The sequence below is a fragment of the Tabrizicola sp. genome, from assembly GCF_022842145.1.
In the GTDB taxonomy this organism is placed as follows: domain Bacteria; phylum Pseudomonadota; class Alphaproteobacteria; order Rhodobacterales; family Rhodobacteraceae; genus Tabrizicola.
On sequence record NZ_JALHQD010000010.1, the window covers coordinates 1 to 9,416 of the forward strand.

At 64.0% G+C, this 9,416-nt stretch carries 6 protein-coding genes; 4 read left to right on the forward strand and 2 right to left on the reverse strand.

From position 1 onward, the window contains the following. Positions 1 to 96: 96 nt before the first annotated feature. Entirely contained in the window at positions 97 to 1,227 is a 1,131-nt protein-coding gene (gene tgt / locus Q0C42_RS18920) for a tRNA guanosine(34) transglycosylase Tgt (protein WP_295079693.1), read from the reverse strand. A gap of 159 nt (positions 1,228 to 1,386) precedes the next feature. On the opposite strand from tgt, the gene Q0C42_RS18925 reads away from it, so the two are divergent. Genes Q0C42_RS18925 through Q0C42_RS18935 form a run of 3 tightly spaced genes read left to right on the forward strand, consistent with a single transcriptional unit; the run spans position 1,387 to position 6,531 of the window. After that, complete coding sequence (locus tag Q0C42_RS18925) at positions 1,387 to 1,998, forward strand: TetR/AcrR family transcriptional regulator (RefSeq protein ID WP_295079697.1); 612 nt, start codon at positions 1,387 to 1,389, stop codon at positions 1,996 to 1,998. Positions 1,999 to 2,002: 4 nt separating this feature from the next. Then, the gene (locus tag Q0C42_RS18930) at positions 2,003 to 3,193 is read left to right on the forward strand and encodes an efflux RND transporter periplasmic adaptor subunit (RefSeq protein ID WP_295079700.1); all 1,191 of its coding nucleotides are present in this window, start codon (positions 2,003 to 2,005) and stop codon (positions 3,191 to 3,193) included. An 11-nt stretch (positions 3,194 to 3,204) separates the two neighbouring features. Next, positions 3,205 to 6,531 carry an efflux RND transporter permease subunit gene (locus Q0C42_RS18935; RefSeq protein WP_295079703.1) on the forward strand — a complete coding sequence of 1,109 codons (3,327 nt, stop codon included), beginning with the start codon at positions 3,205 to 3,207 and terminating at the stop codon, positions 6,529 to 6,531. A 19-nt stretch (positions 6,532 to 6,550) separates the two neighbouring features. Here Q0C42_RS18935 and Q0C42_RS18940 read toward each other — a convergent pair whose 3' ends face one another. Next, positions 6,551 to 7,174, reverse strand: a complete 624-nt coding sequence (locus Q0C42_RS18940) for a TetR/AcrR family transcriptional regulator (RefSeq protein WP_295079706.1) — start codon at positions 7,172 to 7,174, stop codon at positions 6,551 to 6,553. 130 nt (positions 7,175 to 7,304) lie between these two features. Between Q0C42_RS18940 and Q0C42_RS18945 the strand changes: the two genes are divergently transcribed. Beyond that, positions 7,305 to 9,329, forward strand: a complete 2,025-nt coding sequence (locus Q0C42_RS18945; RefSeq protein WP_295079708.1) for an NADH:flavin oxidoreductase — start codon at positions 7,305 to 7,307, stop codon at positions 9,327 to 9,329. The last annotated feature ends 87 nt before the right edge of the window (positions 9,330 to 9,416 follow it).

Consider the following 9,416-nt stretch of genomic DNA (forward strand, 5'->3'; position numbering starts at 1 on the left):
ACTTGTGGTCCCCGGCGGTAGGATTCAAGTTCTGCTTTGGTTCGGAAGAATGAACCTCTGTGTGAACGGGTGCAAGCCGGGAATGAAAGGCTTTCGTCAAACCTGCTCCACATCCCCCTCGGCCCGCCGTGAATGGAATTCCGCCACGAAGGCCTTAAGGTTGCCGCCTGCAATCGCGTCTCGCAACCCCTGCATCAGCACCTGATAATAGTGCAGGTTGTGCCAGGTCAGCAGCATCGAGCCGATGATCTCGTCCGCTTTCACCACATGGTGCAGGTAGGCGCGGGAGTAGCTGCGGCAGGCGGGGCACTGGCAGCCCTCCTCCAAAGGACGCGGGTCGTCCTTGTGGCGGGCGTTGCGCAGGTTGACCTGCCCCCGTGCCGTCCATGCCTGTCCCGTCCGGCCCGACCGGGATGGCAGCACACAGTCCATCATGTCGATGCCGCGTTCGACGGCACCAACGATGTCATCTGGCTTGCCAACGCCCATCAGATAGCGCGGCTTGTCTTGCGGAAGGAAACCGGGTGCGTAGTCAAGGACCGAGAACATCGCCTCTTGCCCCTCACCCACAGCCAGGCCGCCAACTGCGTAGCCGTCGAAGCCGATTGACTTCAACGCCCCGGCCGATTCTTCGCGCAACTCCTGCGTCACCCCACCCTGCATGATGCCGAAGAGGGCGTGCCCGGGGCGGTCGCCGAAAGCATCGCGCGAGCGCTGCGCCCATCGCATCGACAGGCGCATCGACTTCGCCACCTCAGCCTCGGTCGCAGGCAAGGCCGGGCATTCGTCGAAGCACATCACGATGTCCGACCCAAGCAGTTTCTGGATCTCCATGCTGCGTTCGGGGGTCAGCATGTGCTTGGACCCGTCAAGGTGCGAGGAGAAGCGCACGCCTTCCTCGGTCAGTTTTCGCAGCGGTCCCAGTGACATGACCTGAAACCCGCCGCTGTCGGTCAGGATCGGCTTTTGCCAGTTCATGAACCGGTGCAGGCCGCCAAGGGCCGCAATCCGTTCAGCCGTGGGGCGCAGCATGAGGTGATAGGTGTTGCCCAATAGGATATCGGCCCCAGTGGCGGCCACGCTTTCCGGCAGCATCGCCTTGACCGTCGCGGCGGTGCCGACCGGCATGAAGGCCGGGGTCCGGATCTCGCCCCGAGGCGTGCTGATCACCCCGGTCCGCGCAGCACCTTCAGTCGCCGCAACTGTGAATCCAAAGCCCGTGGCCATGCAATACCCCCCTGTTGTGCCGCTCCTTTGGGCGAAATCCCCGGAAAAGTGAAGCCGAAGACATCCGAACGCTGCGATGCCGCGTATTCCTGCTTGACGTTTCGGAAACTGTCGCTATTTGCAGTGAATGAACGTTCATTCCCAGCCAAGCTGCCCGACATGTCATCCGTCCTAGCCCCCGCCGCCGAAGAGCGCAGCCACGAAATCCTTGCCTCGATCCGGCAGGCTTTCGCCGAAAAGGGATTCGACGGGGCCTCGATGCAGGACCTTGCCCGCGCGGCCGGGATGAGTGTCGGCAACTTCTACCGCTACTTCCCGTCGAAAGCCGCGATCGTGGTGGCGATGTGCGGCTATGACCTTGCGGAGATCCAGGGTGAGTTCAGCGAGATCCAGACCTCGGACAAGCCGATGGCCTGCCTGCGGGACCGGATCCTGAACCACTTTTCCGAAGAGTCGATGAAGGACGGCCAGCTTTGGGCCGAAATCACCGCCGCCGCGATCCGCAAGCCCGAGATCGGCGAAGCGGCGCGGCAGATGGAAGAGTCGATTGTTTCGATGTTGTCCGCAATCTTCGCTCATGTTACGAAGCGTAACATAGAAGATGCCCGGAAGAGATATGAGGGTCAATGCCAGATGCTGGTGATGCTGGTGAAGGCAATGGCGACCCGAACTGCCCAATGCGGTCCGGCCAGTCCCGCGCTTGCAGCGCAGGTGGTGGCCTTGATCGACCGTATCCTCCTTGATGTCTCCAGCGACCGTGCAGAAGGCTGACCCCATGCGCCCGACCGTCATTCTTGTCTCCGTTCTTGCCGCCATGCTCGCCTCTGGCAGCTTCACGCTTCCCGCCGCCGCCGAAGAGGCAGCCGCCGCAGAATCGCCGGCCCCTGCCCTGCCTGCAATCTCGGTCACCGAGGTTGTCTCGCAACGGCTCTCTGACCGGATCATCGCCTCGGGCCTGATTGCGGCGATAGAGGAGGTGCAGGTCGTGCCGCTGGTCGAAGGCCAGCCGCTGGAAAGCCTGCTGGTCGATGTGGGTGACATGGTGACCGAGGGTCAGGTCCTGGCCGTTTTGTCCCGGACGTCGCTTGATCTGCAAAAGACCGAATCCGTCGCCTCGCTGGCTGCGGCGCGCGCGACGATCTCGCAGGCCGAGGCACAGCTGGTCGAGGCCCAGTCTGCTGCTGCCGAGGCCGCCCGCGTGGTCGAGCGCACGGCGAAGCTGCGCGAAAGCGGCACGGCACCACAGGCGACGCTGGACACCGTGAACGCGAATGAAACCGGTGCGAATGCGCGGGTCGATGTGGCCCAGCAGGGTCTGGAATCCGCGCGGGCCCAGCTGGCCCTGGCCGAAGCGCGGCTTGAGAACGTCGACCTTCTGCTGTCGCGGACCGAGGTGAAGGCCCCCGTCGCGGGCAAGATCATCGCGCGGAATGCCAAGATCGGCGCGGTTGCCACGGCGGCGGGGCAGCCGATGTTCGTGATCACCCGCGATGCGGCGCTGGAACTTCGGGCCGATGTCTCGGAGACCGACCTGATGCGGCTTGCCCCTGGTCAGAAGGCCAACATGCGGGCAATCGGCATGGCCGAGGCGCTGCAGGGCACGGTTCGGCTGGTTGAGCCGACGATCGACCCGCTGTCCCGCCTGGGACGCGCCCGCATTCAGGTGGATGAAGCGGGGGATCTGCGTTCCGGCATGTTCGTCGAAGCCGAAATCCTGGCGGCCGAGCGTGAGGTTCTGGCGGTGCCGGTGACCGCCATCGGTTCCAACCTGGACGGCAGCGCGGTGATGCGGGTGAAGGACGGCGTGGTCGAGCGTGTCCCGGTCACCACCGGCATCCGTGACGGCGGCATGGTCGAGGTCACCGGCGGGCTGGCCGCAGGCGATCTGGTTGTCCTGAAGGCTGGTGCCTTTGTCCGCGCGGGCGACCGGATCAATCCGGTGGTCGCGTCGGCCGGCACGAACTGAGGGTCACCGCGATGAACTTCTCTGCCTGGTCGATCCGCAATCCCGTCGCCCCGCTGCTGGCGTTCTTTCTGTTGATGGTGCTGGGCTGGCAAAGCTTCAACGCCCTGCCGATCACCAGGTTTCCGAACATCGACGTGCCGCTTGTCGCCGTCTCGGTCGGGCAATCCGGCGCAGCACCTGCGGAAATGGAAAGCCAGGTAACCAAGGAAATCGAGGACGCTGTCGCCGGCTTGACCGGTGCCAAGCGGGTCACTTCGACCGTGACGGACGGGCTGTCCACGACGGTTGTCGAGTTCCGGATGGAAGTGCCGACCGACAAGGCCGTGCAGGACGTCAAGGACGCGGTGGACCAGATCCGGGGCGATCTGCCCGGCGGGATCGAGGCGCCCATCGTCACCCGCATCGACGTCGAAGGCCAGGCGATCATGACCTTCTCGGTCACCGCGCCTGACCTCACGATGGAAGAGATCAGCTGGTTCGTCGACGACACCGTGACCCGCGCTTTGCAGGGCAAGCCGGGCATCGGCCGCGTCACTCGGATCGGCGGGGCAGACCGGGAGATTCGCATCGAGCTCGACCCCGTGCGGCTGGACAGCTATGGCGTCACCGCCCAGGCCGTCAGCGCCCAGATTGCCGCGACAAACGCCAACCTCGGCTCGGGCAAGCTTGAGCTTGGCAATGGCGAACAGGTCATCCGGACCCTTGGGGACAGCGGGACGGTCGAATCCCTTGCGGCAACGACGATCGCACTGCCTTCGGGGCGGTTCGTCAAGCTGTCCGATCTGGGCCAGGTCATCGACAGCTATGAGGAATTGAAGAGCTTTTCCCGCATCGACGGCGAACCTGGTGTCACCTTCCTGGTGTTCCGGTCCAAGGGCGCGTCCGAAGTCAGCGTGGCCGAGATCACCAATACCGTGGTCGACGACCTGCGCCGGCAGAACCCGAACGTCGCCATCACCATGGTCGACGATTCCGTCTTCTACACTTACGGCAACTACGAATCCGCGATCCACACGCTGCTGGAAGGCGCGCTGCTGGCCGTTCTGGTGGTGCTGGCCTTCCTGCGCAACTGGCGCGCGACGCTGATCTCGGCCATCGCGCTGCCTTTGTCCGCGGTCCCGACCTTCCTCTTGATGGACCTCCTGGGCTTTTCGCTGAACCTGGTCAGCTTCCTGGCCCTGACGCTGGCGACGGGTATCCTGGTCGACGATGCCATCGTCGAGATCGAGAACATCGCCCGACATATCCGGATGGGCAAAACGCCCTACCGCGCTGCGATCGAGGCCGCGGATGAGATCGGTCTGGCCGTCATCGCCACGACCTTCACCATCGTCGCGGTCTTCGTGCCGGTCTCGTTCATGCCGGGTATTCCGGGGCAGTATTTCCGACAGTTCGGCCTGACCGTCGCGATTGCCGTGCTCTTTTCGCTGCTTGTGGCCCGACTGATCACGCCGATGATGGCCGCCTACCTGATGCGGTCCACCGATGCGGTCGGCCATGACGAGGGGCACAAGGACGGCCTCTTCATGCGCGGCTATCTGCGGATGGTGCGCATGACGACCAAGGTCTATCGGTCCAGGCGCTGGCCCTGGCTGGCCCTGCCGACCTACTACATCACCGTCGTCGTCGCCGTGGTCGTGGTGATCTTCTCGGTCTTCGCCATGCTGCAGGTCCCCGGCAGCCTGTTCCCGCCGGAAGATGAAAGCCGTATCGTCGCGTCGGTCGAACTGCCGCCCGGATCGACTTTGGACGACACCGCCGCAACCACCGATGCGATGCGCGATGCAGTCAAAGATATCGACGGGGTGAAATCCATTCTTGTCATCGGCGGCTCAACTCCGCTTGGCGATCGCGACATCCGCCGAGCGACATTTACCATTGTCCTCGACCGTCTCGACAACGGGCTGGAACGCAAGCTCATCGACCTTGGCCGCGCTTTGCCCGGCATAGGCTCCTTCATCCCCGAAATTCCCTCCGAGGGCAGGCTGCGTCCGCAGATCGAGATCGAGGCCGAGGTCTTCGCTGCTCTGAGGCAAGTGCCCGATGTAAGGGCCTACAAAACCTCACCCTTTGGTGGTGGAGCGCGCCCGTTCAGCTTTGACATCGTGTCGGACAGCGCCGCGGACCTCGATCTTGCCGTGCAGAAGATTGAAACCGCAATCCGAACCATGCCCGAGATCGAGAACGGCTTTGCCGAAACGTCGCTTCCTCGACCGGAAGTTCAGATCACCCCCAACCCTGACGAGGCTGCACGCCTCGGCGTAAGTGCGCAGCAGATCGCTGCCATCGTGCGGGTGGCAACCATCGGCGATATCTCGGCTGCACTTGGCAAGCTTTCGATAAGCGACCGTCTGATCCCGATCCGGGTCCAACTGGACGAAATCTCACGCAATAGCCTTGACCGGATTTCGGCTCTCAAAGTCAACTCGAACGCGGGACCCATTCCGCTGTCCGCTGTTGCGACCATCGAAGTGACGGAAGGCTCGTCGGCGATCAAGCGACTCAACCGTGAGCGCATGGCCACGCTTGGTGCAGACATCGCGCCGGACTTTGTCCTTGATCAGGCAACATCGCGGTTCAAAGAGATCCTTGCAGGCCTGAACTTGCCCGCTTCGGTCAAGATTACGCCTTCGGGCGACGCAGAAACCCAAGCCGAACTGCAAGTCAGCTTCGTCAACGCCATGGTGCTGGGCGTCCTTCTGATGATGTTCGTGCTGATTCTGCTGTTCCACTCCGTCCTGCAGCCGGTCACCATCATCTTCTCGCTGCTTCTGTCCGTGGGCGGGGTGGCGGCGGCGCTGATCATCACGCAGAACCCGCTGTCGATGCCCGTCCTGATCGGCATCCTGATGCTGATGGGGATCGTGGCGAAGAACGCCATCCTCTTGATCGACTTCGCCATTGAGATGCGGGCGCGCGGCATGAAGCGGATCGACGCGGTGATCGAGGCCGGGCACAAGCGCGCCCAGCCAATCGTGATGACTTCGATCGCCATGTCGGCAGGCATGCTGCCCTCGGCATTGGGGGTGGGCGAAGGCGGGGCGTTCCGCGCGCCGATGGCCATCGCCGTGATGGGCGGCATCATCGTCTCGACCGTGCTGAGCCTCGTGGTCGTGCCGTCGATGTATCTGGCGATGGACGACCTGTCGCGCTTCTTCTCGTGGATCCTTGGCCGCTTCATCGGCAAGAAGGAAGTCGAACGCGAAGCCCCCGACCCGCTGATCGTCGCCGACAGTCTGGCGCGCAATCAGGTGGACGTGGCGGTGCTGCAGAACCGGATTTCGGTGCTGGAGGCGGCCTTGGTCCGCAACGCGCCAAAGCCGCACGCCGCCGAATAGGACGCGAATGGGCGCGGGGCTAGCTGGCCCCGTGCCGCTTGCGGAAGGCAGCCACTTCGTCTTCGCTGGGGGCGACGCCGCAGAAGGTCAGCACATAGGGCGGCACGCGGTCCATCCGGACTTGCAGGCTTTCCTCCGACCGCAGCGCGATATAGCCGACCTGTGTCAGGTACAGCGTCCGCGCCCGCGTGTCCGCTTCGGTCGCGCCATAGCCAAAGCGACGGAAAAGCCCGGTGATGGCAGTGACCCGGACGTTGTCCGCCTCGGACATCGCCACCGCGACCGAAGCGTCCGTAAGCGACCAGGTCCGCATCGCGAATTCCAAGCGGCTGTCGAAGAGGTCGCTGTCGTACCAGCAGTCGAAGAGGTTCAGCAGCGCCTCGGAAATCGTCGCGGCGGGGCTTTCGCAGCGGGCCACCAGGTTTACGGTGTTCCGGGTGCGCCACCGGTCCACCAACCCTGACAACAGCGCCTCGCGGTCGGCAAAATGCCAGTAGAACGAGGTGCGCGACAGGCCCAGCCGTTCGGCCAGCGGCATCACCTTGACCGCGTCGACGCCGCCTTCGACCAGAAGGTCATAGGCCGCATCCAGCCAGATATCCGGCGTTCCCCGCCAGCCGCGTTCCGGTCGTTCCATCGTCATGCCCTACCCTAGGCTTGCCAGCGGCCCCAACACAAGACTGCCCAAACTCGACATATGTGTCGAGTTTCCTGTTGCGCGAGGCAGGACGCCGATCTAGCATCGCTGTATCCCTTCCAGGTAGGTCGAACCCATGTCGAACGATCCCCTTCTGCAGCCCTACCAGCTGAAGCACCTGACCCTGCGCAACCGGATCATGACCACCAGCCACGAACCGGCCTATGGTGACGACGGGATGCCAAAAGACCGCTACCGGCTTTATCATCTGGAACGCGCGAAGGCCGGGGTGTCGATGGTGATGACGGCGGGGTCCGCCAGCACCAGCCGCGACAGCCCGCCGGTTTTCTCCAACCTCCTCGTCTGGAAGGATGAGATCGTGCCGTGGATGAAGCGTCTGGTCGATGACTGCCATGAGGCAGGCGCCGCGGTGATGATCCAACTGTCGCACCTTGGCCGCCGGACGCGTTGGGACAAGGGCGACTGGCTGCCCGTCGTCTCCTCGACCCACGAACGCGAACCCGCCCACCGCGCCACGCCGAAACCGGCCGAGGATTGGGACATCGCCCGCATCATCAAGGACTATGTGGATGCCGCCGAACGGATGCAGGAAGCCGGTCTCGACGGCATCGAGATCATGTGCCACGGTCACCTCCTCGACCAGTTCATGTCGCCCCTGACGAACACCCTGGACGCCCCCTATGGCGGCAGTCTGGAAAATCGGGCGCGGTTGACGATGGAAATTCTGGCGGCGATCCGGAAGAAGGTGGGGCCTGAAATCATCATCGGCATGCGCTACGGCGTCGATGAGATGGAGCCAGGCGGGATCGACATCGAGGAAGGTGTCGCCATCGGAAAAATCTTCCGTGACAGTGGCTTGGTGGACTACCTGAACATCAACCGCAGCCGCATCCATACCGACCCGGCGATGACCGACCTGATCCCGGTGCAGGGCATGCGCTCGGCTCCGCATCTGGATTTTGCAGGGCGGATCAAGGCCGAGGTCGGGATGCCGACCCTGCACGCCGCGCGGATTCCTGATGTGGCCACGGCACGGCATGCGGTCGCCACAGGTCAGGTCGACATGGTTGGCATGACCCGCGCGCACATTGCCGACCCGCATATCGTGCGGAAGATCGTCGAGGGGCGTGAGCACGACATCCGGCCTTGCGTCGGGGCTACCTACTGTCTGGACCGGATCTATCAGGGGGGGATGGCGCTGTGCATCCACAACCCCTCGACCGGGCGCGAAGAGACCCAGCCGCACGAGATCGCGGCGGCCGCGGTGAAGAAGAAGGTCGTCGTCGTCGGCGCTGGTCCGGCGGGGCTGGAGGCGGCGCGGGTGGCTGCCGAGCGGGGGCATTCGGTCGTCGTCTTCGAAGTGGCCAGTCAGCCCGGCGGGCAGATCCGCCTGACCGCGCAGACCAAGCGGCGGGCCGAGATGATCGGGATCATCGACTGGCGGCTGGCGCAGTGCACGGCCAAGGAGGTGGAGTTCCGCTTCAACACCTGGGCCGAGGCGGCTGATGTGCTGGCCGAAAAGCCGGATGTGGTGGTGATCGCGACGGGCGGGCTGCCGCAGACGGACCTGCTGGCGGCGGGCAATGATCTTGTGGTGTCGTCCTGGGACATCCTGTCGGGCGACGTGAAGCCGGGGACGAACGTCCTGATCTACGACGACGCGGGCGACCATGCGGCCCTGCAAGCGGCTCAGATAATTGCAGACACCGGGGCGCGCGTCGAGGTGATGACCCGCGACCGCAGCTTCTCGCCCGAGGTGATGGGGATGAACCTGGTCCCCTACATGCGCGCGCTGCAGGACAAGGCGGTGACCTTCACGGTGACCTACAAGCTGGACGCGGTGCGGCGAGCGGGGAACCAGCTGGAGGCGGTGATCGGGTCGGATTACATGAAGCTGACCAAGACGGCGGTCTATGATCAGGTGGTGGTGAACTGCGGGACGCAGCCGCTGGCGGATCTGTATTTCCAACTGAAGCCGGCTTCGGGGAACAAGGGGGCGGTGGACTACGGTGCCCTGATCGACGGGAAGCCGCAGCCGGCGGTCGAGGGGTTCCAGCTGTTCCGGATCGGGGATGCGGTGGAGGCCCGGAATACCCACGCGGCGATCTATGATGCGCTGCGGCTGGTGAGGACTGTTTGAAGGCGGGGGGCTAGGTCCGCTTCCGGCAGTAGAGTTCCATCCGGTGATGGACGATATCGTAGCCAAGCTCGGCTGCGATCTGGCGCT

What these genes read in the sequence shown, in the direction of transcription:
- Q0C42_RS18925 (WP_295079697.1), top strand. Translation starts at nt 1,387, where the DNA reads ATGTCATCCGTCCTAGCCCCCGCCGCCGAAGAGCGCAGCCACGAAATC.
- Q0C42_RS18930 (WP_295079700.1), top strand. Translation starts at nt 2,003, where the DNA reads ATGCGCCCGACCGTCATTCTTGTCTCCGTTCTTGCCGCCATGCTCGCC.
- Q0C42_RS18935 (WP_295079703.1), top strand. Translation starts at nt 3,205, where the DNA reads ATGAACTTCTCTGCCTGGTCGATCCGCAATCCCGTCGCCCCGCTGCTG.
- Q0C42_RS18940 (WP_295079706.1), bottom strand. Translation starts at nt 7,174, where the DNA reads ATGACGATGGAACGACCGGAACGCGGCTGGCGGGGAACGCCGGATATC.
- Q0C42_RS18945 (WP_295079708.1), top strand. Translation starts at nt 7,305, where the DNA reads ATGTCGAACGATCCCCTTCTGCAGCCCTACCAGCTGAAGCACCTGACC.
- tgt (WP_295079693.1), bottom strand. Translation starts at nt 1,227, where the DNA reads ATGGCCACGGGCTTTGGATTCACAGTTGCGGCGACTGAAGGTGCTGCG.